This window comes from Curvivirga sp., assembly GCF_965219885.1.
Lineage (GTDB): Bacteria > Pseudomonadota > Alphaproteobacteria > UBA8366 > Aestuariispiraceae > Curvivirga.
Genome location: NZ_CBDCOT010000009.1, coordinates 2276614 through 2303083, shown reverse-complemented (window position 1 = coordinate 2303083; position 26470 = coordinate 2276614). Strand labels below are relative to the sequence as shown.

At 42.1% G+C, this 26470-nt stretch carries 26 protein-coding genes and 1 other RNA gene; 13 read left to right on the top strand and 14 right to left on the bottom strand.

Annotated elements, in window-relative coordinates:
• Nucleotides 1-97: 97 nt before the first annotated feature.
• Complete coding sequence (locus ACOQOA_RS16365) at nucleotides 98-637, bottom strand: SspB family protein (RefSeq protein ID WP_420549671.1); 540 nt, start codon at nucleotides 635-637, stop codon at nucleotides 98-100.
• 204 nt (nucleotides 638-841) lie between these two features.
• Between ACOQOA_RS16365 and ACOQOA_RS16360 the strand changes: the two genes are divergently transcribed.
• Nucleotides 842-1615 carry a substrate-binding periplasmic protein gene (locus tag ACOQOA_RS16360; protein ID WP_420549670.1) on the top strand — a complete coding sequence of 258 codons (774 nt, stop codon included), beginning with the start codon at nucleotides 842-844 and terminating at the stop codon, nucleotides 1613-1615.
• Nucleotide 1616: 1 nt separating this feature from the next.
• Here the strand turns inward: ACOQOA_RS16360 and ACOQOA_RS16355 are convergent, their stop codons facing one another.
• Both ACOQOA_RS16355 and ssrA read right to left on the bottom strand, forming a co-directional pair.
• On the bottom strand, nucleotides 1617-3335 hold the full coding sequence (locus tag ACOQOA_RS16355; protein ID WP_420549669.1) for a tetratricopeptide repeat protein: 1719 nt from the start codon (nucleotides 3333-3335) through the stop codon (nucleotides 1617-1619).
• Nucleotides 3336-3410: 75 nt separating this feature from the next.
• Nucleotides 3411-3786, bottom strand: a transfer-messenger RNA (tmRNA) gene (gene ssrA / locus ACOQOA_RS16350).
• A gap of 280 nt (nucleotides 3787-4066) precedes the next feature.
• On the opposite strand from ssrA, the gene katG reads away from it, so the two are divergent.
• Complete coding sequence (gene katG, locus ACOQOA_RS16345; protein WP_420549668.1) at nucleotides 4067-6226, top strand: catalase/peroxidase HPI; 2160 nt, start codon at nucleotides 4067-4069, stop codon at nucleotides 6224-6226.
• 87 nt (nucleotides 6227-6313) lie between these two features.
• Here katG and ACOQOA_RS16340 read toward each other — a convergent pair whose 3' ends face one another.
• From ACOQOA_RS16340 to ACOQOA_RS16330, 3 genes are all read right to left on the bottom strand, one after another.
• Nucleotides 6314-7147 (bottom strand): thymidylate synthase, encoded by an 834-nt coding sequence (locus ACOQOA_RS16340; RefSeq protein ID WP_420549667.1) that lies wholly within the window; start codon nucleotides 7145-7147, stop codon nucleotides 6314-6316.
• An 80-nt stretch (nucleotides 7148-7227) separates the two neighbouring features.
• Complete coding sequence (locus ACOQOA_RS16335) at nucleotides 7228-7788, bottom strand: DUF2141 domain-containing protein (protein ID WP_420549666.1); 561 nt, start codon at nucleotides 7786-7788, stop codon at nucleotides 7228-7230.
• 20 nt (nucleotides 7789-7808) lie between these two features.
• Nucleotides 7809-8702, bottom strand: coding sequence for a sterol desaturase family protein (locus ACOQOA_RS16330; RefSeq protein WP_420549665.1), 894 nt, complete (start codon nucleotides 8700-8702; stop codon nucleotides 7809-7811).
• Nucleotides 8703-8877: 175 nt separating this feature from the next.
• Here ACOQOA_RS16330 and ACOQOA_RS16325 point away from each other — a divergent pair, with 175 nt between their 5' ends.
• The 4 genes from ACOQOA_RS16325 (at nucleotide 8878) to ACOQOA_RS16310 (ending at nucleotide 12871) form a co-directional block, all read left to right on the top strand.
• Nucleotides 8878-9384 (top strand): dihydrofolate reductase, encoded by a 507-nt coding sequence (locus ACOQOA_RS16325; protein WP_420549664.1) that lies wholly within the window; start codon nucleotides 8878-8880, stop codon nucleotides 9382-9384.
• A gap of 147 nt (nucleotides 9385-9531) precedes the next feature.
• Complete coding sequence (trxB, locus tag ACOQOA_RS16320; protein WP_420549663.1) at nucleotides 9532-10497, top strand: thioredoxin-disulfide reductase; 966 nt, start codon at nucleotides 9532-9534, stop codon at nucleotides 10495-10497.
• Between the two features lie 223 nt (nucleotides 10498-10720).
• Nucleotides 10721-11170 (top strand): bactofilin family protein, encoded by a 450-nt coding sequence (locus ACOQOA_RS16315; RefSeq protein ID WP_420549662.1) that lies wholly within the window; start codon nucleotides 10721-10723, stop codon nucleotides 11168-11170.
• 276 nt (nucleotides 11171-11446) lie between these two features.
• On the top strand, nucleotides 11447-12871 hold the full coding sequence (locus ACOQOA_RS16310) for an aldehyde dehydrogenase family protein (RefSeq protein ID WP_420549661.1): 1425 nt from the start codon (nucleotides 11447-11449) through the stop codon (nucleotides 12869-12871).
• Between the two features lie 76 nt (nucleotides 12872-12947).
• On the opposite strand, the gene ACOQOA_RS16305 is transcribed toward ACOQOA_RS16310, so the two are convergent.
• The 3 genes from ACOQOA_RS16305 to ACOQOA_RS16295 are packed head-to-tail and all read right to left on the bottom strand — an operon-like array spanning nucleotide 12948 to nucleotide 15605.
• Complete coding sequence (locus ACOQOA_RS16305) at nucleotides 12948-13610, bottom strand: glutathione S-transferase family protein (protein ID WP_420549660.1); 663 nt, start codon at nucleotides 13608-13610, stop codon at nucleotides 12948-12950.
• Nucleotides 13611-13652: 42 nt separating this feature from the next.
• The gene (locus ACOQOA_RS16300) at nucleotides 13653-14735 is read right to left on the bottom strand and encodes a mandelate racemase/muconate lactonizing enzyme family protein (protein WP_420549659.1); all 1083 of its coding nucleotides are present in this window, start codon (nucleotides 14733-14735) and stop codon (nucleotides 13653-13655) included.
• 15 nt (nucleotides 14736-14750) lie between these two features.
• Nucleotides 14751-15605 (bottom strand): LysR family transcriptional regulator, encoded by an 855-nt coding sequence (locus ACOQOA_RS16295; RefSeq protein ID WP_420549658.1) that lies wholly within the window; start codon nucleotides 15603-15605, stop codon nucleotides 14751-14753.
• 160 nt (nucleotides 15606-15765) lie between these two features.
• On the opposite strand from ACOQOA_RS16295, the gene ACOQOA_RS16290 reads away from it, so the two are divergent.
• The 7 genes from ACOQOA_RS16290 (at nucleotide 15766) to ACOQOA_RS16260 (ending at nucleotide 21683) form a co-directional block, all read left to right on the top strand.
• A complete protein-coding gene (locus tag ACOQOA_RS16290; protein WP_420549657.1) occupies nucleotides 15766-16647 on the top strand; it encodes a HalD/BesD family halogenase in 882 nt (293 codons plus the stop codon).
• A 66-nt stretch (nucleotides 16648-16713) separates the two neighbouring features.
• Nucleotides 16714-17601 carry an NAD(P)-dependent oxidoreductase gene (locus ACOQOA_RS16285; RefSeq protein WP_420549656.1) on the top strand — a complete coding sequence of 296 codons (888 nt, stop codon included), beginning with the start codon at nucleotides 16714-16716 and terminating at the stop codon, nucleotides 17599-17601.
• 1 nt (nucleotide 17602) lies between these two features.
• Complete coding sequence (locus tag ACOQOA_RS16280; protein ID WP_218048799.1) at nucleotides 17603-18400, top strand: class II aldolase/adducin family protein; 798 nt, start codon at nucleotides 17603-17605, stop codon at nucleotides 18398-18400.
• 19 nt (nucleotides 18401-18419) lie between these two features.
• Nucleotides 18420-19205: an SDR family oxidoreductase gene (locus ACOQOA_RS16275; protein WP_420549655.1), complete on the top strand. Its 786-nt coding sequence runs from the start codon at nucleotides 18420-18422 to the stop codon at nucleotides 19203-19205.
• 22 nt (nucleotides 19206-19227) lie between these two features.
• A complete protein-coding gene (locus tag ACOQOA_RS16270) occupies nucleotides 19228-20385 on the top strand; it encodes a mandelate racemase/muconate lactonizing enzyme family protein (protein WP_420549654.1) in 1158 nt (385 codons plus the stop codon).
• Between the two features lie 35 nt (nucleotides 20386-20420).
• Nucleotides 20421-20738: a DMT family transporter gene (locus ACOQOA_RS16265; protein WP_420549653.1), complete on the top strand. Its 318-nt coding sequence runs from the start codon at nucleotides 20421-20423 to the stop codon at nucleotides 20736-20738.
• A 12-nt stretch (nucleotides 20739-20750) separates the two neighbouring features.
• Nucleotides 20751-21683, top strand: coding sequence for a 2-hydroxyacid dehydrogenase (locus tag ACOQOA_RS16260; protein WP_420549652.1), 933 nt, complete (start codon nucleotides 20751-20753; stop codon nucleotides 21681-21683).
• Here ACOQOA_RS16260 and ACOQOA_RS16255 read toward each other — a convergent pair whose 3' ends face one another.
• The 5 genes from ACOQOA_RS16255 to paaG form a co-directional block, all read right to left on the bottom strand.
• Nucleotides 21684-23069, bottom strand: coding sequence for an MFS transporter (locus tag ACOQOA_RS16255; protein WP_420549651.1), 1386 nt, complete (start codon nucleotides 23067-23069; stop codon nucleotides 21684-21686).
• A gap of 78 nt (nucleotides 23070-23147) precedes the next feature.
• Nucleotides 23148-23744 carry a TetR/AcrR family transcriptional regulator gene (locus tag ACOQOA_RS16250; RefSeq protein WP_420549650.1) on the bottom strand — a complete coding sequence of 199 codons (597 nt, stop codon included), beginning with the start codon at nucleotides 23742-23744 and terminating at the stop codon, nucleotides 23148-23150.
• A gap of 9 nt (nucleotides 23745-23753) precedes the next feature.
• Complete coding sequence (paaK, locus tag ACOQOA_RS16245) at nucleotides 23754-25061, bottom strand: phenylacetate--CoA ligase PaaK (RefSeq protein ID WP_420549649.1); 1308 nt, start codon at nucleotides 25059-25061, stop codon at nucleotides 23754-23756.
• A 52-nt stretch (nucleotides 25062-25113) separates the two neighbouring features.
• Nucleotides 25114-25542, bottom strand: coding sequence for a hydroxyphenylacetyl-CoA thioesterase PaaI (gene paaI, locus ACOQOA_RS16240; protein WP_420549648.1), 429 nt, complete (start codon nucleotides 25540-25542; stop codon nucleotides 25114-25116).
• A 9-nt stretch (nucleotides 25543-25551) separates the two neighbouring features.
• Complete coding sequence (paaG, locus tag ACOQOA_RS16235; protein ID WP_420549647.1) at nucleotides 25552-26346, bottom strand: 2-(1,2-epoxy-1,2-dihydrophenyl)acetyl-CoA isomerase PaaG; 795 nt, start codon at nucleotides 26344-26346, stop codon at nucleotides 25552-25554.
• Between the last annotated feature and the right edge of the window lie 124 nt (nucleotides 26347-26470).

Here is a 26470-nt window from a genome sequence, read left to right as displayed (position 1 = left end):
CACTTCAAACTTGCAGATATCTTGTCTGCATCCTGATCATTATCACATTAAAAAAGGCGACTGTAAGTCGCCTTGGTTGGGGGCATTCCCCCTTTTATTATTTGTCTTTGCGAAAACTATCCAAGGTAACGACATTATCGCCTCCCTTGGCCTTGTCACCCGCTTCGCCTTCAGATGTTTCTGCGGCAAGTTCCTCAACTGTAGTTGGTCCACCCGACTCGATATCTGCATCCAATTCAACTGCGGCTTCCAGTTCCTCAGATGCCCAACTGTCATCATCAATATCCACATGAAACTGCAGACCAAAGTTCACTGATGGATCAGCAAAGGTAATCAATGCATCATAGGGAATGCGCAACGTTTCCATTTTATGATTAAAACTTAAATCAACATTAAACCCAACATCACTGGTTTCTAAATTCCAATATTGATGCTGCAAAACAATTGTCATTTCTTCTGGATAACGCTCTTTCAAGCGATCCGGGATACTTGTATCAGGATGATCCGTACGGAAGGTAATATAAAAATGGTGTTCGCCAGGCAAACCATCGTCACCAGCACGTTCCAACGCTTCACGTACAACTGTACGCATCGCAGTTTCAACCATTTCATTATAGCCTAACAGGTCTTCCGTCATGCTTTTTCCCGTCCCAATACAAAATTTTCTATTGCTTAATGAAGTATCAAACCTGTGCAGATTACGCAACAATTCTTGATGTTCCGCGCGCATATTAGGTTAATATTTATGGATTGAAAACTGATCTTTCATGAAAATGTGATTTACTATTGGAATAAAAAATATTCACGCTAAAATAGCATCACATAATAGGGGTAATTATTATTGATAAACCAAGAATTAGTTCGAACATTCTTATTTGTATGTGCTTGTAGTACAATTACTTGCATTACATTAAATACATCTGCAAAAGCGGAAACAATTCGATCTTTAAGCTTGGTATCCGTCAATTGGGAACCATATTACGGAGATAACCTATTAAACCAAGGATATATTGCAGAACTCACCAAAACGGCCTTCGAACGTGAAGGCTATAAAGTGAAATTCACTTTCCTCCCTTGGAAACGAGCCTTAAAACATGCTGCTTTAGGACGGTATGACGGTTTATTGGGTGCATATCTAACAGAAGAACGCACCAAAAATTTTGTTTATTCCAAGCCAATTTCAGAAGTTCAAACTGTTCTATTAAGCTTGAAAAAATCAAGCATTCAGTTTGATGAATTACGCCAGCTATCACCTTATAAAATTGGCGTTATCCGTGGTGCGTCAGGTGGCGGTGTGTTTGATGCAGCGACTTATTTGAATAAAATTCCTGTCGATTTACCAGATCAAAACATTGAAAAATTAATTAATGGCCGGATCGATATGATTTTTTCAGGAAAAGAACATATCATAAGAAGTTTAAACCATAAGCTACCTAATTGGGATCGCCTGATCAAAATTCATCAACCAGCTGTCCAAGAAAACCTCATCTATAATGCAATCTCAAAAATGGTTACGAATCCTGAAAAGATCATCAATGCTTTCAATCGTGGCTTCACAAAAATTAAAGCTGACGGTACTTTTGATGAAATACTCGCCAAACATGGCTATCGATAACTTATCGGATCAAGGAGCCAGTTTCGGCTAACTGATCGAAATACTGTTCCAAATATTTAGTCTGTTGTTTACTATCTTTTCTAAACACAACTTTCTGTGACTTTTCATTAATCGGCGTAGAGAAATGTTCCGTTAGATAATCGGAAGTTATTTCTGCTATTTCCAGAAAGTTAGAAAGATCTGCATATGCATCTTTTTGAGTATTAAAAAGATCCTCACTTTTTAGATGCAGATATTTATTTTCAGGAAGAAAATCAGCAACCTTTCTTCCAAATAGTTGCGTTGTAAACAAAAACCAACTTATCTTTTGCGTGATGTTCAATCGAGTATCAAGACAATGATGAAAACAGTCATTTGGAAACCTTTTATCATATCTTAATGCTTGTAATTGATTATCAAACCATTGGTTTTTCTCATAAATCGATTTGAATGTTGCGACGTTGTCTCGCTCTAAATAAATAAACTTACTTTCCGGAAACAGTACAGACCATATGGGCATTAATATACTATCCCAATGACCAGTAAATACAGGTGTCTTACCAAGGCGATATGCGTAGATTAATTCGGTGGTTCTGATTGACACATAACTTTTAATGACATTTCTAATTGGTTCACCTACGAAGTTATTTTCCAATATTCGATATAAAACATGGTTTCTGTCCGTCGTAGGCATTTGCCATTGGTAGGAATGAAATGAAAAAGTATCTTCAAGTTTTTGAAACAAATGATGAAGTGATGTAGTACCTGCCCGGCCGGATGATAAAATTGATATCGGAGCATGAGCATTCGGCGCATATTTATCCTTAACTGCCAATACATTTTGCTTAGCAGTATCAAACTCACCTTTATCATTCATTTGCCTTACAAGATCAAAATAACCTTCCAAACCCTGTCCAAATCTTGGAACATCTATTTGGACGGCCTCCATTAACGGAATATCATGATGTAAGACACTATTCATCGATGGAATCGGGGAATACACAAAAGCAGCCTGTTCAATTGGATAAAGTGTATCTTGCTTTAGCAACGCAATACTCGAAGGATCATAGATATGTGTTCTGCCAAGCTGTAATAAGAGCCAATTTCGTTTTCCTTCAAAATCATCAAAAAATTCTGATAAATTGGACCACAACTCAGCGAGTGGAACATCCTTAAATATATGCTGCAAAACATAAATTTTTGCAGGATCAACACTGCCCCCTTGATCATGGGACGAGGTTGCTTTCACCACCTCCATGCTAAGAGATGGGGAACCTAGTAAGAATATCAAAAGAATAAATTGGATCGAATTTAAATCAGTAATTCTTTTTTCGCGTATAAAACTGACAAAATCTTCAACTCGGAAATATTGTCCTGACGCGATAAGAGCTGTCAACGCATGCCTGACTGTTACCGGATCAACTTTCACCTTCTCGTCTAACTTGTCGAATAGATCAAGAACTTCAGCATATCGCCCGCCCGCATTGAGAAGAAAAAAGACCTGACGCAGTGCCTCGATATGTGTTGGATATTGCTTTAAAAAATCAAGTAACAGAGAGATCGACTCACCAGCTTCCCCAGCCAGCCGATAGATTAAACCAAGATATAAATTTATTTCCGGCTCATTTAATGCCCTCATTTCTTCAAGATTATAGTCTTGATCGAAAAAATGACTAATATTCTTCTTTTCCACATAGTTTTTTAATTCTTGTGTCAATGCCGCAATATCAATTTTATTCACCCTATTCCCCCCAGCAAAAAGAGATACATAGTTTATGTAAACTGATTTGGTAGGGAAAGTGAATATTTCTTTAAGAAATGGGGCTTCTGTTGCTAGGCGCCCCGGGCCCCACCTATGGGAAGATAGTCCATAGGGATTTAAATTCGTCGCCTAGGCTGCAATTATGCAGCGGCAGCAACCATCTCATTGTTGTCGTTTGCAACTATAAGAATAGCCCGATAACGGCGGAGACAATACCGGGTACCGACTAAATCTTTACTACGCGTGTCGATCCTAATTCGCCCCCATACCATCTAGAAAGAAACAAGTCCTTCTCTATCTTCCGATGAATGGTGGAGGCGCCGGGTACCGCCCCCGGGTCCACTACGCTTATTCCATAAAGCCGTTTAGCACCATAACTGCATAAAGCAGTAATCTTTATATAGGCATTCACAGCCGAAGAATAAAGCCTCTTTAAGCGTCTTGATAAAAGAAAATTCGATTTTCAACTCATCTGTAACTTACTTGAAGTTTTGAGAGTGACTTGGAATTAAAATACCCACGTATTGGAATTACGATCTATTTTTTAGATTGATAAATTCAAATTATAATATTTTATAGATCAATTTTTTCACATTATATTTTAAGCATAAGACGTGCTCACGCAATTACAACAAAATCGCAAATCATTGAAACCTGTCTAATCGCGTATGAGCATAAAGCTAACCTCACTAAAGATAGAGAAGTTCGTTATGAGTAATAATCAAAAAGCATCAGGATGCCCGTTCATGCATGGCAGCATGACATCCACAAGTAAATCCAATACTGATTGGTGGCCAAATACCCTAAATCTAGACATCCTTCACCAACATGATTCCAAAACTAACCCTATGGGGTCAGATTTCAATTACAGAGAAGCCGTAAAGTCATTAGATGTTGACGCTTTAAAAGATGATTTAAAAGCACTTATGACAGATAGCCAAGAATGGTGGCCTGCAGATTGGGGCCATTATGGAGGCCTTATGATCCGTATGGCTTGGCATTCCGCAGGCACATATAGATCAGCAGATGGCCGCGGCGGCGGTGTTACAGGTAATCAACGTTTTGCGCCGTTAAATTCATGGCCTGACAATGTGAACCTAGACAAAGCACGTCGTTTACTTTGGCCTATTAAAAAGAAATATGGAAATAAAATCAGCTGGGCTGATTTAATGATTCTTGCTGGCAATATGGCTTATGAATCCATGGGTTTAAAAACATTTGGTTTCGGATTTGGTCGCGAAGACATCTGGCATCCAGAAAAAGATATTTACTGGGGCTCAGAACAAGAATGGTTAGGGTCAGATAGATATAAAGAGGATGATCGCGATTCTCTGGAAAATCCATTAGCTGCAGTTCAAATGGGGTTAATTTATGTAAACCCTGAAGGTGTCGGCGGGAAGCCTGATCCACTAAAAACTGCAGAAGACATGCGTATTACCTTTGCACGTATGGCGATGAATGATGAAGAAACCGTCGCCCTCACAGCTGGTGGGCATACCGTTGGTAAAGCACATGGTAATGGCAATGCCGATAAAGTCGGCGCCGATCCAGAAGCTGCAAACATTCACACTCAAGGCCTTGGTTGGCTAAATGAAGGCAATCGTGGCATTGGTCGTGATACGGTCTCAAGTGGTGTTGAGGGTGCGTGGACAACAAACCCAACCCAATGGGATAATGGCTATTTCCATATGTTATTCTCATATGAATGGGAGCTAACCAAAAGCCCTGCAGGTGCTTGGCAGTGGCAGCCTGTCAACATCAAAGAAGAAGATATGCCTGTTGATGTAGAAGACCCTTCCATCAAATGTATGCCGATGATGACCGACGCCGATATGGCAACAATCAAGGACCCAGAATATAGAAAAATCTCAGAGAAGTTTTATCAAGATCCAGAATATTTTTCTGAAACATTCGCCCGTGCCTGGTTCAAACTAACTCATCGTGATATGGGACCCAAAGCACGTTATATCGGACCTGACGTTCCAGAAGAAAACCTGATCTGGCAAGATACTGTACCAGCAGGTCCCGTTGATTTTGACATAGAGGCTGCGAAGGAGAAAATCATCTCCAGTGGCTTAAAGAGCAACGAGTTAATTTCTACCGCTTGGGACAGTGCCCGCACATTTCGTGGTTCCGATATGCGTGGAGGTGCAAATGGTGCCCGTATCCGTCTAGCCCCACAACGTCATTGGGTCGGAAATGAACCAGAACGTCTTGATCGCATCTTGCCCGTTTTAGAAAACATTGCCTCGCAAACTGGGGCCAGTATCGCAGATATTATTGTGTTGGCGGGGAATGTCGGAATTGAACAATCTGCAAAAGCTGCAGGTCACAATATCACAGTACCATTCACACCAGGACGCGGTGATGCCACTTTAGATATGACAGATGAAGGCTCATTTGCTGTACTTGAACCATTACATGATGGCTATCGTAATTGGTTAAAAGATACCTATGCCGTAAGCGCTGAAGAGATGCTCTTGGATCGGTCTCAACTAATGGGCTTGAATGCACATGAAATGACAGCCTTAATCGGCGGCATGCGTGTGTTAGGCACCAATCATGGAGATGTTAAACATGGCGTCTTTACAGATCGCGAAGGTCAACTGACCAACGATTTCTTTGTGAACTTGGTAGATATGACCTACAGCTGGCATCCGACAAAAGATGGCAATTATGAAATCCGTGATCGAAGAAATGGTAACGTAAAATGGACTGCGTCCCGTGTTGATCTTGTATTCGGCTCCAATTCCATCTTGCGTTCCTATGCAGAACTATATGCACAAGACGATAACCAGCAAAAATTTGTTGAAGATTTCATAGCTGCATGGGTCAATGTTATGAATGCTGATCGTTTTGACTGCGAATAAAACTTTGAACTAAACACCTAAATTTCCAACTGTGGGGGACAAGATATTCTCCCACAGTTGATATTTTGTAGAATTTAGAATTAAGGATTAGATGGCTACAGGCGCACTGATATGAGCATCAGGGTCATATCCAATGATTTCAAAGTCTTCGAATTTATAATCATAGATACTATCCGGTTTTCGATTGATCTTTAACTCTGGCAACGCTTTTGGACTACGTTGCAGCTGCGTTTCAATTTGTTCAAAATGATTACTATAGATATGTGCATCCCCGAAACTGACGACAATATCATGCGGGATTAGATCGCATTGTTCAGCCAACATATGTGTCAATAACGCAAGTGACGCAATATTGTAAGGCAGCCCCAGCATAACATCAGAGGAACGGATATAAAGTTGCGCACTTAAATGTCCTTCCGCCACATAGAACTGATATAAAAGATGACATGGTGGTAACGCCATTTTTCCATTTGCCGCATTATCTTGCGGGCTGACACCTTCATCTGGCAGATATTCAACATTCCAGCCGTGAAACAAAATACGACGACTATTTGGATTATTCTTTAGAGTATCAACCACATAGTCGATCTGATTAATGGTTTCACCTGACTTGGTTTCCCATGCCGTCCATTGCTTGCCATATACAGGGCCAAGCTCCCCCGCCTCTGTCGCCCATTCATCCCAAATAGACACGCCATTTTCACGTAACCATTTAGTGTTTGTGTCACCATTCAGAAACCAGATCAATTCATTGGCAATACTTTTAAAATGTAATTTCTTTGTGGTCAGAAGCGGAAAACCATCTTTCAAACAATGGCGTAGCTGACGGCCAAAAACAGATTTGGTCCCAGTTCCCGTGCGGTCACCTTTAAAAATACCGTTATCCAAGACATCTTGTGCCAGTTCCAGATATTGCTTCATAAATTCATCCTCAAATCAAATCTGGTAGCATCTTATCCGATTCATCAGAAGGTCACACTCTTCGACAATACAAAACGACTTTATTTTAAATAATGCATTTTAAAATTATGACTTCCAAGACCCACAGAAGCTTTTTCAAATGAAGGCTCAGAATAAGGTGTTTTCATACCTGAACCGCCGTAACCTTCGATTGGATATTCTCCCTGTAAAGTTAAATCACCATTACCATCTTCATCTTGAAAGAAAGAGATCGCAAAGGGACCTTCTCCAATATTTTCAAAGGAAGCATGTACAGTCCCACCGTTTATCGATAACTCGTCATAAGCGATCAATCCATTTGGATCATAAGTGCTATAACTATCTTCATCGCCATAAACCATTACAATAACTTTACCATAGTTTCGTTCGATATCATAAATTGTGAAACTCAAATCGCCTCCATTAGGTGAAGTGGTTGCTACTTGGCTAATTTCTGGCGTTTCTCTCACTATTTCCACTTGTGTCACCGCGTCTGAAAATGAGCTATCATAACTCACCACATATTCCGAAATTGATGGCATCTCATATGCCATATATGCACCACCAATTACGATCACTGTTGAAACCGCGATACCAGCGACTGTCTGTTTGAATGAAGGCATGTGTATAATCCTTTGTTTATCTATTGTTTGATCTGACGTTTTTGATTAGCTGGTTCCCAGCCCGGCGGCATAATCAAACAACCGACTTTATTGAAAAGACCCTTGGTATAGAAAACCTTTTGCCCCAAACGATAAAACCCATGAAAGAAAGCTGAAAAAGGATCGTTTCTTTTGATCGGCGTCACCAATCCATAAACCACGTCTTCTTTTTCTTCTGCGAAGGTCCCAAACATACGGTCCCAAATGATGAAGATGCCACCATAATTCTTATCCAGATATTTGTTATTGGACCCATGATGCACACGATGGTGCGACGGCGTATTCATGACCTTCTCAATAATACGTGGGAATTTTCCAAAACCTTCCGTGTGCAACAATGTCTGATATAACTGCACAAACATTTCGGCAAAAAACACAACAAATGGATTAAAGCCGAGCAACACCAAAGGAATATAGAACGGTAGTGGCAATAATCCATCTAGCGGACCAAAACGATAGGCGACAGAAATATTAAAATGCGGGGATGAATGATGTACCGTATGCGTCGCCCAAGCAACATTCACACGATGAGCAAATCGATGTTCCCAGTAATACATTAGATCTGCCAAAATGATACAAATCGCAACGCTAGTCCAATTGCTTTCAATCGTCCAAATCGCATATTCGGATACATAAAAGAAAACCCCCACATAAAATCCGCCAATTACCAGATAATTAATTCCGATAAAGGCACCAAGCGTGATGTAATTTGTAAAAACATCGCCAATTAGCCCCCAACTGATCTTTTCTCTCAAACCATATCTTAGAAATTCGAGCGCTAAAAAAGCGAAAGAGAAAACAAAGAACCAATCACCGATAAAAGCTTCCCATCCATAAATCTCCATATCCGTTAGCTGATTAAATATGAATTCCATATCGGTCTCCTCAACATAAATGCGAACTGAACAACATCTTATCAGATGTCTGTCTTTTGCAGTATATAGGGATAATTTAGTTTATTGTCAAATTTGAAAATCTATTTTTATGTTTACGTGAAAGATGGTTTCTCTTAATTGATAGGGAATTCATAAAAGGATAAGGGTTCAAACTGTGCATATTTCGATGATTGTCGCCCAAGGTGAAAACCGCGTTATCGGTGTTGATGGTGATTTACCGTGGCATCTGTCTGAGGATTTGAAATATTTCAAAAAAACAACAATGGGCAAACCCATCATCATGGGGCGAAAGACTTATGAATCCATTGGTCGCCCCTTACCGGGCCGCCCAAATATCGTGATCACCCGAAATACCAATTACGAAGCCGATCCAAAAGTTGATGTCGTTGCTGATATTGAGACCGCAGTGCAGCTCGGAAAAAAATATGCGACAGAGCTTAACTTAGAGGAAATCATGATCGTGGGTGGCGCGCAAATATACACATCTGCCCTATCATCCGCGACGCGACTTTATATTACGGAAGTAGCCTTATCGCCGAATGGCGATGCATATTTCCCGGAAATCGATAAAACTATCTGGCAAGAAGTTTTCACAGAATCACATGAAGCAGAAGGCGATAATCCTGCCTATCGCTTTGTAACATATGAAAAATCTTCCTAAGGAAACAGGTTTAAACTACTGGATTCACTAAAAGCTTTATTTTCTGCGAAAAAGCCTCTTGAGATTCCTTTTTCTGTGCCTATCTTTAGGACCCAAATGAAATAGCAAATTGCGTGAGAAAACACGCGAAACGGAAAGTTTACGAAAATGTCTGAAACCCAACATTCTAAAGTTTTAATTATCGGTTCTGGCCCTGCTGGTTATACAGCTGCGATTTACACAGCACGTGCAAACCTGAAACCTAGATTGGTTGCAGGTCTTCAACCGGGTGGTCAGCTTACCATTACAACTGAAGTTGAAAACTATCCGGGTTTTGCTGATGTGATCCAAGGTCCTTGGTTAATGGAACAGATGCGTGAACAAGCTGAAAAAGTGGGCACTGATCTAGTTTATGACATCATCGTTGATGTTGATTTTGAAAGCCGTCCAATGCGTGCAACAGGTGACAGTGGTACAGTCTATACAGCTGATAGTATAATTGTTTCCACAGGTGCACAGGCAAAATGGTTGGGGCTTGAATCAGAACAAACTTTCCAAGGTTTTGGTGTAAGTGCATGTGCCACATGTGATGGTTTCTTCTATCGCGGTAAAGAAGTCGCTGTTGTTGGCGGCGGCAATACAGCCGTTGAAGAAGCAATCTATCTGACCAATCATGCAGAAAAAGTTACACTGATCCATCGTCGCGATCAGTTAACAGCCGAAAAGATCTTGCAAGATCGTCTATTTGCGAATCCAAAGATTGAAATTCTCTGGAATAACACACTGGAAGAGATCCTTGGGGAAGAAGGCAAAGGTGTTACAGGTTTGAGTCTCAAGAACACCAAAGACGGCAGCAAGAGTGAACTAACTGTTGATGGTGTGTTTATCGCAATTGGGCATAGTCCTGCGACAGAAGTTTTCAAAGGGAAACTGCCAATGGATGACCATGGATACCTATTGGTTGAAGCAGGTACAGCATCCACAACAGTGCCGGGTGTATACGCCGCTGGTGACGTGACAGACAAGATTTACCGCCAGGCTGTGACAGCGGCAGGTATGGGATGTATGGCAGCGCTAGAAGCTGAAAAATATATCGCAGAAATTGAATCTCAGGTTGCAACTGCAGCTGAATAAAATTTTAATTAAAATAAATGTTTAGCAATGGAATCAAGCTTCATGTTTGATTCCATTGACTCTTTTTGTGATAGGTAAAATCTTACCTAAAAATTCATAAAAGAATCATCTTAGACCCATTGTCTAGGCTATTATATTAGCGTACCATATATCTAAATTTACTTATCCAAAATCAATCTGGATTTAAGAGACAGGGCCACTTATGGCCAAGGGAGCTAAGAACGTGTTTGGGTCTAAGAATAAACAACCGCAAGCTGAAGTGACAACACCGACGCCAAAGAAAGCGCCAACCATGCTTTCTGTTATTGCCGAAGGTATTGAAATCGGTGGTGAGTTACAAGGTGCAGGCGATGTGCAACTTGATGGTGGTTTTACTGGTACAATTAAATGTCATGCTTTGACAATCGGACAAACAGGTAAAATGGACGGAAAAGTTGAAGCGGAACAGGTAACTATCTTGGGTTACTTAAAAGGTGAGATTCGTTCCAAGAAAGTACGTCTAAAAAATAGCGCGCATGTTGTTGGCGATGTTTATCATGATGTTCTTGAAGTAGAAGCAGGCGCGAAAATCGAAGGCCGCTACAGCCGTAAAATGACTTTAGATACAAAACAAAAACCTGCAGCGCCTGTGTCATTAGCTGCAGTTAAAGACAACAAAGCTGCAGCTGAATAAAAGCGAATCGTTTTTATTTTAGATAAGACCAAAAATATTTTGCGCATAAATACGTATGGGTGGACTTGATTTTAAAGTCCACCCTTTCTTATATGTATCCCATAATAATTTCTGATTAGGACAAAGACATTTGATCAAGCGATCTTACTTCATGTGAAGATTCAGCTTGTAAATGTGATCACATTTTGAATAAACTGCGCTCAGAGAAATTAAAACATGATTTCGATGCGTAGTCGAAACTACAGTTTAGGCGAACTTTTATAAGGACTGAAAGCCATGTTAGATAAAACAAAATTCTACATCAATGGTGAATGGGTAAACCCGGTAGAACCAAAAACACTAGATGTGATTGATCCATCAACCGAAGAAGCTTGTGCCGTTATTTCCATGGGTGGCGAAGCTGACGTAAACAAAGCAGTCGCATCGGCACGCGAAGCATTTGAAACATATAGCCAAACGTCAAAAGAAGAGCGTTTGCAACTGTTGAAAAACCTCATGGATATCATGAATAAAAATAACGCTGACATGGGCGAAGCTGTTCGTTTGGAAATGGGTGCACCAAAAACCTTGGCAGATAATTCCCAAGCAGGGTCGGGTCCGTGGCATTTAGGTGGCTTTATTGAAGCTTTAGAAGAGTTTGAAGACGAATCTAAATATCGTGATACCGAAAAGGTTATTCGTCATGAACCAATTGGCGTTTGTGGCTTGATTACACCTTGGAACTGGCCTGTTAACCAAATCGCATTGAAAGTAATTCCTGCGGTTGCAGTCGGTTGCACCGTAGTATTGAAGCCAAGTGAAATTGCCCCCCTTTCTGCTATGGTATTTGCAGAATGGATGGATCAAGCTGGTTTCCCTAAAGGTGTATTTAACCTTGTAAACGGCGATGGCCCAAGCGTTGGTTCTGTTATGTCCAAACATCCAGATATCGACATGATGTCCTTCACAGGTTCCACACGTGCCGGTGTTATGGTGACAAAAGACGCCGCAGACACAGTGAAACGTGTTTCTTTGGAACTTGGCGGTAAATCACCAAACATTATTTTCGCAGATGCTGACCTACAAAAAGCAGTAAAACGCGGCGTATTGCATTGCATGAACAATACAGGTCAATCCTGTAATGCGCCAACACGTATGCTGATTGAAAAATCAGCTTATGAAGAAGCTGTAAAAATTGCCGAAGAAACAGCAAAATCTGTAAAAGTTGGCCCGACAACAGAAGAAGGCCGTCATATGGGCCCTGTTGTCAGCGAACTTCAATTCAACAAAATCCAGGGCTTGATCCAAGCAGGTATTGATGAAGGTGCCCGATTAGTTGCAGGTGGTGTTGGTCGCCCAGAAGGCTTTGAAAAAGGTTACTATATCAAGCCTACAGTCTTTGCTGATGTAAATAACGAGATGACTGTTGCTGCTGAGGAAATCTTTGGCCCTGTATTAGCCATGATCCCGTTTGAAACAGAAGAAGAAGCCATCAAAATTGGTAATGATACCCCTTATGGCTTGGCAGCTTATGTTCAAACGCAAGATTTGGATAAAGCAAACCGCGTTGCACGTAAATTACGTGCAGGCATGGTTCACATGAATGGTGGTGACCTATCCCAAGGCATGCCATTTGGTGGCTACAAGCAATCCGGTATTGGCCGTGAAGGTGGTAAATGGGGTCTGGAAGACTTCCTTGAAACCAAAGCAATCACTTGCTAATCACGCTTTATAGCTGAAACATAAAAGGGCCTGAATTTAACTTCAGGCCCTTTTTGTTGATTTGAGGTTAGACATCTCAACCAATTTTACGAGGTAACGGGTCCAACATTGTTTTACTGGAAGGACGGCTTGCCATCATCTTCCGCCAAGACATCAAGTTTGTTAAATCTTCACGATCCGCCCAAGTAATTTTACGTAGTAAGGTAGTCAGAAAAGCATTTAATAAGATATCTGCCATTGTTAACTTAGCATTCGCAATAAACATACGCCCTTCAAGATCGATGTTTAAACGCTCCAATCCTTTATGGGTTTGCCCTTGCATCCATTCTTGTGCATCGGTTGCAGGTACACGATGACCTTTATAGAACTGAACGGCATCTTCTGTGCCACGCCACCAAGTTAAAAGTGGTGAGCAAATTTCAAGATATACCCGCCTCACCCACATATTTGTTTCAGCGCGTTCTTCCGGTGTATTTCCAAATAAAGACATACCACTTGTGGCAACTTCATCCAGATACGCACATATGGCTGTGGTTTCAGTGATAATGGATCCATTATCCAAACGCAAGGCAGGCACTTCACCACGGCTATTCACATTTTCAAGATAATCTGGCTCTCTATTTGCCAAATTTACTAAATCAATATGCTCCACCTCTAATGACAACCCTTCACGTTCTAAAATAAAATGTCGAACGGTTACAGGGTTACATCCGGATGAATTTGCATCATATAAAATCATAAGGATTCCACTCTCTCTCCAAGATCTTCAAACTTCCAGCCATCATAACTTATATTTCTCTTTAGCTTCCGTGCGGAAAGTAAAGCCAGTACCGGGACGATTGGGGATCTCAACCAAACCATCCTTAATGACCATTTCTTCATTAAAGAGCGGACAGAACCAAGGCATATGTTCCACTGATATACAATTTGGGGCAGAACCAGCAATAGATAAACTTTGCTCTGTAAAGATATGCGTGGAGATCGGCATATTTGCAGCCTCTGCCATTGCTGCGGTTTTACGCATTTCTGTTAAACCACCAATACGTTGCAAGTCCGGCATTAAGACATCACAGGCTTTCTTATCGATATAATCCTTCATGCCATATTTCGTATAATCCGTTTCCCCACTGGCAATCGGAGTATCAAGTGCCAAACGCACCTCTGCATGACCGTCTAGATCATAAGCAGGCACAGGTTCTTCAAACCAGACCAGATTAAACTCTTCTAATTTTCGACCCAGACGAATGGCATGTTTTGGATTAAAGCTTTGATTGGCATCAACCATTAATTCAATTTCATCACCTACAGCGTCACGCACTGCGCGAACGCGTTCCACATCTTTGGTGATGTCTTGATGACCCACACGAATTTTCATGGCTCTGAAGCCTTGATCTAGAAATTCATTGGCTTCTTGTTGAAGTTCATCAATGCTTTGCGACATCCATAGACCACCACTTGCATAGGTTTTTATCTTATCCCTGCAGGCGCCAAATATGTGATGCAATGGCCGATTAGCTGCTTTCCCAACCAAATCCCAAAGGGCCGTATCAATCGTTGATAAAGCCGAAATGGTTACCCCCGCATGCCCCATTGGGTTAATTTCTGACCAAATCTTTTGCCAAATCATTTCTATGTAATGTGGGTCGGCACCGATTAGATGATGATTAAATCCTTTTAACATCTCATCCAATGATTTCAGACGCACACCGTTTAAAGAGAAAAGATAGGCTTCACCAACAAGGCCTTCATCCGTTTCAATTTCAAGTAAAGAACATCCAACTGATCGCATATCATGGATTGCAGTTTTTACAGGCTTCTCAAATGGGACTTCCACCAAAGTGGTTTTAACATTGGTTATTTTCATTCTTTTAACTCACTTTTATACCGTGTCAGGTAAGATGGAACGCAATCCTTTGATCGCAGTTTCCAACAAATCATGATCAGATGGACTATCTTGATAAACCAGATAGGTTGGACGTTTAAATTCTGGTGCATCTTTCACTCGGAACAAACGCCCTTCCGCAATTAAAGGCTTTACTGTTTCTTCAATAAAATAACCCGATCCACCATGTTGTAAAATATGGTTTAAACCAACAGATCCAATACCAACAGATAGTTTAGGCGACAGCGCATTTGGAAAAGCCAAGCTATGTTGTGCTTTAAAGCTATCTCCCCAATCCACAAAAATATACCCTTGAACCCTTTCTGCTTCCACTTGCCTTGGCGTTGTTGACACTAAAATCAATTTCTCAACAAGGAAGGATTCAATGACCAATTCTGGTCTCTGTTGCGGATCATATAAAATCGCCAAATCCAATAATCCATCACGAAGGCGATGCATCAAAGGTTCAGAATATTCTGATACGATTTGCGCTGCCAAATTAGATGCATTCGAATTCATCCAATTCAACCATGGTGCGGCAATTCTGTCCCAGTGGTTCAACTGCACCCCAAGATTTACAATGGCTTTCATATCATCCGGCAGGGCAATCTCTTGACGTGCACGATCCCATGACCGCACAGCTGTTAATGCATGTCGGTGAAAATGATGTCCGCCAGCAGTTAGTTCTGCGCCGTTTCTTCGACGTACAAATAACTGACGGTTCAAACGTTCCTCCAGCGCCTTGATACGTGCAGAAATCGTGGACTGTGTCACATGTAATTTATCTGCGGCTAATTGAAAGCTGCCCGTTGTAGCAACTTCTAAAAACGCGCGCATATGTTCAATATTCATAGAGTATTCTCAGTTAAATCGAAAAATCCGATATTACCCATAATTTATATTCGTTTGCTTTGTCAAAGAGAAATAACACATACTTCTCACATACAAGAATTCAAAACGTCTGATTTCACCTTTTTGAACCCAGACGACCATATTTGTAATGGAGGATGCTATGAATATGGAAAAAACACCATTAAAGATTATGAAAAACGATCCGATGGATCACATCTTTGATTTAAATACTTATCCAATTCACGATAAAGAATCTACAACCCGTCAAGAACTGGTCGACCGCTGTCGCAAGGAATTGGATGATGTTGGATGTGTGGTTCTTCGGGATTTCGTCACACAAGAATCTTTAGATCGTATGCAAGCGGAAGCACATCGTCTGGAAGAAAAAACCTTTTGGTCCAGCCTGAACCATAACCCATATTTCACGAAAGAAGATGAAAGCTTACCAGAAGATCATCCAAAACGTTTCTTTGAATATCGCAGCAGCGGATTTATCGACTCAGACCGCCTTGAAGAACAATCTGATCTCAATGCGATCTTTGACTCTCAAATATTGTTAGATTTTTTAAGCGAATGTTTAAATGTATCTCCACTTTATTGCTGGGCAGATCCTTTGGGAAATCACCCATATGGTGTGATGCGTGATAACGATTATTTCCCATGGCATTTTGATGGAAACGATTTCACGGTTTCAATTCTGGTTCAAGAATCTGAAGAAGGCGGCACTTTCGAATATGCCCCTGACATTCGCAATCGATCTGATGAAAATTTTGATGGCGTGAATAAGGTTTTGAATGGTGATCGTGATCCAGTTCATTCCCTGCAACTTCGTCCGGGTGATATGCAAATTTTCAAAGGTCGTTTTTCCATGCATCGCGTAACACCGGTCAAAGGTAAAACAAATCGCATTATCGCCTTACCGACTTATGCCATTGATCCATATACTGTAAACCGCCCAGAACATTCCAAACAGGTTTATGGACGCGCTTTACCAATGCATTACGAACGTGAAGCCCATCGTTCCGACGGTTTGACAGACTAATTACCCTTAGAGTAACTCCCTCACCCGAAATAAAGGGTGAGGCTTCTTTTCAGGAGAGAAGCAAAGATGAAAATCGCATTTATCGGTCTAGGGAATATGGGCGGACCAATGGCCCTTAATATCGCCAAAGCAGGCTATGATATAAATGTCTTTGATTTAGATAAATCCAAAGCAGAACCAATTTTGGCAGCTGGTGGTGTATGGTCAACATCCCCTGCCGAGGTGGTCGTAGACGCAGATGTTGTTATGACTTCCCTACCTGGTCCAAAGCAGTTGCAATCAATTGCCTTGGATGAGGACAACATCCTAGACGCTATGAAACAGGGGTCGATCTGGATTGACCTCTCCACCAACAATTTAGAAGTGGAGCGCGAAATTCGCGCCGCTGCAGAAGCAAAAGATATCTCAACACTGGATGCCCCGATCAGCGGAGGCACAGAAGGTGCCGCAGCAGGTAGCTTAGCCATCTATGTGGGTGGCAAGGCTGAAACATATGAAAAAGTAAAAGACATTCTGGATGTTATCGGCGGAGATGTAAAACATCTTGGCGATCACGGCGCAGGATATGTGGCAAAGATTTCACAAGTGATGCTTTGCTACTTGCATTCCGTCGCCCTAAGCGAAGCATTGATGCTTGGCATAAAGGGCGGTGTTGATCCGGAAATAATGTTAAGCATCGTGCAAAAATCAACCGGACGTTCCTATGTGGCAGACCGTTATGGCCCCCCTATTCTTGAAGGCAGCTATGATCCGGGCTTTGCCCTCGGACTTGCGCATAAAGATATGAAATTGACCCTTGAGCTCGCCAAAAGCACAGGCACAACACTGCCAATGTGTGAGCAAGTGGAAGATATCTACAGCCGCGCTGTAGATAAATATGGTTTCGACCAAAACCATCTCATGGCTGTAAAGCTACTTGAAGAACAAAATGATCAGTTATTAAGAGGGAAGTAAGATGAAAGACGAAATTAACGAAATGGACCGCCGCGAGCTGAACGAAGACAGCTTCAAATCCGCACAAGGTGCAAGCCAAATCACACCCGAAGAATGGCAAGCCCGTATTGATCTTGCTGCTCTTTACCGTTTAGCAGCCCTTTACGGTTATGATGATTTGATCTGGAACCATATAACCATGCGTGTACCGGGCACAGACCATCAGTTCCTGTTGAACAAATTTGGTTTGTTATACAATGAAGTAACGGCATCTAATCTGATTAAGGTGGATGAACATGGCACTGTTCTGTCTGGCCCAACAGATGTGAATACCGCAGGCTTCGTCATTCATTCTGCCATCCATAACGCACATCCAGATATGAAAGTTGTCTTCCATGCACATGCCCCTGCTGGCTTGGCTGTGACTGCGCTAAAAGATGGTTTGGATTATTTGATCCAAGATACCTCCATGCTTTATGGCGATATCGGATATCACGATTGGGAAGGTTTGTCCCTAACCCTTGAAGAACGTGATGCTTTGGCAAAAAATATCGAAGGTAAATCCTGTTTGATCATGCGTAACCACGGCTTCTTGACAGTGGGCGAAACGGCAGGCGAAGCCTTCATGAATATGTATTACTTAATCCGGGCCTGCCAGGTGATGGTTGAAGCATATTCCACAGGCCTACCATTAGATAAAGGTCCGGAGGAAATCTGGAAACTATCACGTCGCCAATATGCCGATTTCCCTCCGGGTAAATATGAATGGCCTGCTTTGTTGCGTCAGTTGGATCAAGTTGATCCATCCTATCGTCAATAAACAATAATGGCTTAAGCGAATGAAAGTTTCTCTGGAAGGAAAACGAGCATTTGTAAGTGCAGGTGGTGCTGGTATGGGCCGTGCCACCTGTCTCGCCATGCATAAACTAGGCGCGAAGGTTTATACCTGCGACATTAATGAAGAAGTCCTGGATACCCTGCCAGATGACATCACCAAATATATCTGTGATGTCAGTGATCCAGACGAGGTGGATCGTATCATGTCTGAAGTCATGACCGATGGCTTGGACTTTCTGGTTAACAATGCAGGTATCGCCGGTCCTACCGCCCCAATTGAAGATGTAACAGTCGATCAATGGCGTCAAACCATGGCTGTTTGTATCGATAGCCAATTCTTTTTCACTAAAAACGTGGTGCCTCATTTTAAAGAAAAGAAACAAGGTACCATCATTAATCTGGTATCTGCCGCTGGTATTTTAGGCTTCCCCAACAGAAGCCCCTATGTTGCCGCTAAATGGGCCGTCACTGGTTTGGTAAAAACATTGGCTATGGAACTAGGCCCCGACAATATTCGCGTGAATGGCATCGTGCCGGGCAATGTAAATGGCGAACGTATGGATAACGTAATCTCCGCCCATGCAAAGGGTGAAGGATTATCCGAAGACTATGTGCGCGACCTTTATGCGATTGGAACATCCATGCAGTGTTATGTGGATCCAGAAGAAATCGCAGATTTAATCGTCTTCCTTTGTTCTGACTATGGAAAACATATTTCCGGTCAAATCATTGGTGTAGATGGAAACACTGAAACACTCTTCCCCCGAATGATGGAAGAAGAGCAGTAATGTCTAAACAGGAGTTAGGCTGATGAATTTGGTAAAAGATTTAAAATCCGACATCACCCAAAAGGTTGTAAATCCAGTAATCACTAAGATTTCAGCCTATCAAACCGATCTTGATTGTGTTGGGGGTGAGTATCGCATGGCAATGGGCAAGGTTATCAGTTCTGCCCAAAGTACAATTGTTGCCATCGAAACTGATCAAGGGATTACCGGATATGGTGAAGTTTGCCCCTTAGGATCAAACTATCTGCCTGCCTATGCAAAAGGGGTTATTCCGGGCCTTTCGGAACTTGCCCCACAACTTGTCGGACAAAATCCATTGGATTTAGGTGTATTAAACCAAACCATGGACAGTCTGATGAAAGGCCATAACTACGTCAAATCACCAATCGACGTGGCGTGCTGGGATATTCTGGGCAAATATTCAGGTGTTCCTGTTTACACCTTACTTGGTGGTAAATACCAAGATAAATTGCCTCTTTATTTCTCTATCTCAAGTGCGCCTGTTGAGAATATGGTTGAAGCCTGCGAAGCCGCCCGCGCAGAAGGCTATAAACAATTCCAGATCAAATGTGATGGCAATGTTGATGAAGATATAGAACGCGTGCGTGCTGTATGTGCCACAAGACAACCGGGTGAAATCTTCATTGCCGATGCCAATCAGGGCTGGGCACAGCATGAAACCGTCAAGCTGGTACATGCCCTAAAAGATGTCTCCGTCTATATTGAACAACCATGTGCAGATTTAGAAGGATGCGTAAATATTCGTCAAATGACCCCGCATCCTATTAAACTGGATGAAAGCATCGACAGTCTTGAGGCATTACTTCTTGCGATTAAATACCGCGCAATGGATGTTGTATGTCTTAAGGTTTCTAAAGTTGGTGGCCTGACCAAAGCAAAACAAATCCGTGATCTTTGTGCCGCACAAGGTTTATCCATGACGGTTGAAGATAGTTGGGGCAGTGACATTGTCACCACAACCCTTTCACATCTTGCTGCAAGCACACCTGTGAAGGCTATGTTGAACTGCTCAGACCTAAATCGTTACATGCACGGGCATGTGGCCCATGGTGCACCAAAAGCAGAAAACGGATATCTAAACACGACTTCTGCACCGGGCTTAGGCATTGAGCCAGATTGGGACATATTAGGTGATCCCGTTTTTGAATATGGCGGTTAATCTCAACCTATCTAAATAATGAGAAAGAGAAGACAATGAATGGATGGATATATTTAGCACTTGGGATTGTCACCGAAGTTGCCGGTACATTTTGTATGAAACTTTCCCATGGCTTCACCAAACTGGTACCAAGCGTTCTGTTCATTGTCTTTTTCGCTATTGCGTTAAGCCTGATCAACTTATCTATGAAGACTATTGATATGAGTATTGCATATGCGATCTGGTCAGGGGTTGGCATTGCCATCCTAACGATTTTGGGCATCGTCTTTTTAGGGGAGCCCGTTTCCACCTTACGCCTTCTTTTCATTGGTATGATTGTGGTCGGCGTGGTCGGCCTTCATGCTCAGGCCTAAAGGAAGCATTCAATGGCAGTCCTTTTAAATAATAATGGATATGGTAATCAGGCTTGGATGGAAGAACTTCCTAAACTGCTGCCTAACGATCTACCTGTTTATGAATATCCCAATGTACCAGATAAAGAAGACATCACCTATGCCTTAGTATGGGATCACCCAAAAGGTGACCTAGCCACTTATCCAAATCTAAAAGCTGTGTTGTCATTAGGGGCTGGAGTTGAACATCTAGCAGAAGATAACTCCCTGCCTGATGATCTACCAATCATTCGCCTGATTGACCCTGCTGTTGCAGATGATATGGCCATGCATAGCCTTTATTGGTGTATGAATTTTCATCGCCACTATCATATCTACCAAGAACAACAAACTAAAAAACATTGGGAACGCTATCCGTGTAAACCCGCTGAGGACTTCCAAGTTGGTATTCTTGGCCTTGGCAATATTGGTTCAGTCGTTGGTCAAAAAATTGCACAAAATGGCTATCAAACGCTTGGCTGGGATTTAAGCCGCAAAACCATTCAGGGTATAAAAACCTATCATGGAATAGATCAGTTAACTGATTTCTTACAAAACTTGGATGTGTTGGTTAATTGCCTTCCGTTAACCAGTGATACAACAAATATGATTGATGGCGATTTCCTATCCAAAATGAAACAGGGAAGTTTTCTCATTAATATCTCGCGCGGTGCGATCATCAAGGATCAAGATCTACTGACTAAGCTTGATAAAGGACATATCGCAGCAGCAGCACTAGATGCATTTATTGAAGAACCATTACCAAGAGATGATCCCTTCTGGTCTCATCCCAACGTGCATGTCACCCCACATATGTCCGGGGCGACATATGCCCGTAGTGCTGCGAAAGTCTTGGTAAATAACATCAATAGATTAGAAAAAGGCGAAGCCGCTTTTCCATTATATGACCGACAAAAAGGTTTTTAGTTAAGTTCCTTGTTTTGGCCATGTCTCATGATGAATATCAATAACATAGGCATGACGATGCCGAATCTTGGGATGATAATGCGGATGAACATGAGGTTCTTCCCCTTCCCAACCTTCATGATCATGGTCGTGATGTTCATCATGATAATGAGGATGTTCATGATCATGGGCATGATGCACATGATCTAATTCTTCATTGTCATTTTTCGGCCAAATGACCAATGCTAAAATGGTCGAGCTTACGGTAATCACACCCAGTACCAAGAAAGCAGTATCCAAACCAACTTTGCCACCGACCCATCCGGCCAACGGATAAGCAATTAACCAGCAAGCATGAGATAAAGTAAACTGGGCTGCATAAATGGACGGGCGATCTCCTTGGGTCGCAGATTTTGCAAGCAATCTTCCCATCGGAGTTTGGGACATGGACGACCCCGCCCCTAACATAAACCAGATCGGCATCAGTTGATAAAAGTCAGGTTCCAGTAATCCAAGGAATAAAGCGGATCCCATTAGAACACCGCCCAACACCATTACAGGCTTATCTGAAAACTTATCCAGATATTTGGGTAGTAACATCGCCACGACCATCGATCCAATACCAGATGCCATCAAAACCAATGCTAAATCCTGTTCAGACCGCCCCAAATGATCACGTACATAGACCACTGTATTCACAATCACCATGGAACCTGCTGCAGATACTGCCATCGCCAGCACCAATACAGCTCGTAACCGTGGCGTACGAAGATAAACACTGATCCCATAAGTCAGGTTTTTCCATACGCCTTTTTCCCGCTGTACAATTGAAGAAGCAGGTAAAGTACAGGATAGAACAAGTAATGCGGATATAATAAAGGCAGCTGCATTGACACTAAACAAAGCATCATAAGTTAAGACGGCAAGAGCGGCAGCAGCAAAGAGCGGGCTTAACAAGTTTTCCAAATCATAGGCCAGACGGGATAATGACAAGGCTTTTGTATATTGTTTTTCATCAGGCAATACATCCGGGATTGTCGCCTGATAAGTTGGTGTAAAACCTGCAGAACAACTATTTAAGAAGAAGATCAAAACATAAATCTGCCAAATCTCAGTCACAAAAGGAAGGCACCCAATAGCGAGAGCACGACCAATATCTAAGGCAACCAACATCATCTTACGTGGTAATTTATGTGCATATCCACCAACAATCGGTGCAATACATACATAGGCAACCATCTTCAAAGCCAGCGCAGTCCCAAGAACAACACCAGCATCCCCTTCCGCTAAGTCATAAGCCAACAAAGCCAATGCAACAGTTGAAAGGCCGGTCCCTGCCAATGCGATAATCTGGGCTGAAAGTAATCGGCTATAAACTGAATTTCGAAGAGGAGAAACGTCCGACATATGATCCTAAACCTGTGATATTTTTCTTTTTCACTTTATAGGACTATTCGTTTTTCTGCGCTAGATATTATATTTGCCCTATGGCAAAGATCGAATGCCATTCAGAAAGATTTGTGAGACAAGTTTCGCATAGTCAGAACGGCTCATTAGGCCATCTTTTTTGAACCACATAAAGCACCAGTTCACCATCCCAAATAAAGTCATCGTACATGGTTTTAACATCATGTTTTGCGAAACCTCCGCAGGTAACATTTTTGATACAGCATGATTAACAGGTGTTACAATTCGTCTCTCAAGATTTCGAAGGGTTTCTTGCTGTGCGATAGGAAGAGAGGACATTTCGGCTACTTGTATCCGATGTTCATCATCACAATCATGATAATTATCCAACAACGCCTCTATAATGGAATTCAGTTTTTCTTCAGGGTCCATACATTTAGATGCCGCGTTTTCAACATCTTCAGCAAGATCGGACAGGTGAGTTTCTAGAATATCAAATAGTAAGAAATCTTTATTTTGATAGTAATGATATAATAAACCTTTTGATATGCCTGCTGCTTCTGCGACTTGCGTCATGGAGGTTGCATGAAAGCCAACTTTTGAAAACAACCCTGTTGCCACAGATCGAATAGCTATCTTTTTTTGATCGAAATCTTGAGCACGGGTTCTGGACATATGTAAACCTTATTTGTTGCGATTATCCACGACACGAACAGCTTTCCCTTGCGATCTAGCGATCCCACCCGGATTTGCCACAATGATCTTAGTACTGACCCCTACGACACTTTTAATATGGTGGCTCAATTCCTTCGCAGAACTCGCCTTCGCCTCATCATTATTAGCTTGTGAAAGCGCTTCCACATGAACTGTCATACTATCCATACGGTTTTCTTTATTCAGCTCAATTTGGAAATGTGCAGCTAAACCAGCGCATTTAAGAATTTGTTCCTCTATTTGTGTTGGAAAAACATTTACCCCGCGCAGGATAATCATATCATCGCTTCGTCCCGTAACTTTTTCCATCCGACGCATGGACCGCGCGGTTCCAGGTAGCAGGCGTGTTAAATCACGGGTACGATATCGGATGATTGGAAAAGCTTCTTTTGTGAGAGAAGTAAATACTAATTCCCCTTCCGATCCATCTGGCAAAACTTCCCCTGTTTCAGGATCAATAATTTCCGGATAAAAATGATCTTCCCAGATATGTAAGCCGTCTTTTGTTTCCACACATTCATTGGCAACCCCGGGACCAATGACTTCGGATAGGCCATAAATATCAACCGCATGCATATCAAATTGATGTTCAATTTCCTGACGCATGGCGTTGGTCCAAGGTTCCGCCCCAAAAATCCCAATCGCTAAAGAAGTCTCGCGAGGATCAATACCTTGCGCATGAAACTCATCCAGAATGGATAAAAGATAGGACGGTGTCACCATAATCGCACGGGGTTTAAAATCCTGAATAAGCGTCACTTGGCGTTCCGTCATGCCACCGGACACAGGAATGACAGTACATCCCAGCTTTTCCGCCCCGTAATGCGCACCTAACCCGCCAGTGAATAATCCATAACCATAAGCAACATGGGCAATATCCCCTCTTCTTACACCAGATGCACGAAGGGAACGTGCGACCACGTCACTCCACATATCAATATCATTTTGCGTATACCCAACGACAGTAGGTTTCCCCGTTGTGCCAGAAGATGCATGAACGCGCGCCAATTGATCTTGAGGAACCGCAAACATCCCGAAAGGATAGTTGTCTCTCAAGTCTTGCTTAACTGTGAAAGGAAATTTTGAAAGATCTGATAAATCTTTTAGATCATCCGGATGCACACCCACTGCATCAAACTTCGCTTTATAGAATGGAGAATTCATGTAAGCGTGATGCAATGTCTTTCTCATTCGATCCAATTGTACAGAACGAATTTCATCAATTGAGGCAATTTCAATCGCTTCCAAATCAGATTTTTTTGGGCTCAAATCTTCCATTATCTTATCCCTATAATTGGTTCTGTTTTTTTATTCTTATTTGGTTTTTATTTTAAAAATGTGTGCCGCGAATGCTGCGTGAATTCCCACGGAACTCCGCAATCAATTCATTCTTCTGATTGGTAACCCGAATATCGTAAATACCGCTTCTCCCATAAACCGCGACTTCTTTAGCCTCAGCACAAAGGACATCCCCCTCAAATGCTGGTGCAACAAAGTTAATAGAACAATGCTGGGCAACGGTTTGTTGATTGCGACTGTTACAGGCAAAGGCAAAGGCTGAATCCGCTAATGTAAAAATGAACCCGCCATGGCAAGTATCCAGTCCATTGGTTTGTGATTTAGTAATCGGCATGGTCATTTTTGCATAACCTGCATCTACTTCAACCAAGTCCATGCCTAAACCTTTAGAAGCATCATCATTGGCCCACATAGCCGCCGCGGATTTCTCTGCAACTTCTTTATCAGTTAAAGCAGACATCACTTCCCCTCATTCCTGCCCTGTAAATTCCGGTTTTCGTTTTTGTATAAAAGCGGATACGCCTTCCGCATAATCAGAACTACGTCCCGCGCGCCGCTGAAAGTCTCGTTCCAGATCAAGTTGTTGATCAAGACTGTTAATCGCAGCCTCATGGATCGCTTGTTTCGTCAATGCAAGGCCAACCGTAGGCCCTGAGGCAAATTCTTGCGCTTGTCTCGTCGCAACGGTCATTAATTGATCGTCATCCACTGCTTGCCAAATCATCCCCCAATCAGCCGCCTGATCCGCCATAATCGGTGTGCCAGTCAACATCAATGCTTTGGCACGTGCTTCTCCCAAAAGCTTGGTTAAACTCCAAGTTCCACCGGAATCCGGAACCAAACCAATTTTACAAAAAGCCTGAATAAACTTAACGGACTTGGCCGCGAAAACGATATCACAAGCCAACGCAATATTTGCGCCTGCCCCGGCTGCGACACCATTAACGGCACAGATAACGGGTTTATTCATATCACGGATCAAACGGATTAAAGGATTATAAAACTTATCCAATGTTTCCCCTAAATCAGGCGGGCCATCCATCTTGGATGGATCACGATCGCCTAAATCCTGTCCCGCACAAAATGCACGACCAGCCCCCGTTAACAAAACAGTTCGGCAAACAGGATCTTCTGAAGCTTCTTTCATCGCTGCATAAAGTGCTTGATGCATCTCATCGTTAAAAGAATTTAATTTATCAGGCCTGTTTAGGGTGATCTTTGTCACGCCACCTTCTTTAGATACAAGAATAGTATCGCTGTTCATCACAGCTCACTCCCTATTAAGTTTTCCCATTCTTTGATGTCCGCTTTTATTTCAAGCTACCAACATATTTCATTTTTATATGAGAAAAGACTTGCATAAATCGACCGGTCGGTCAATAAATAAT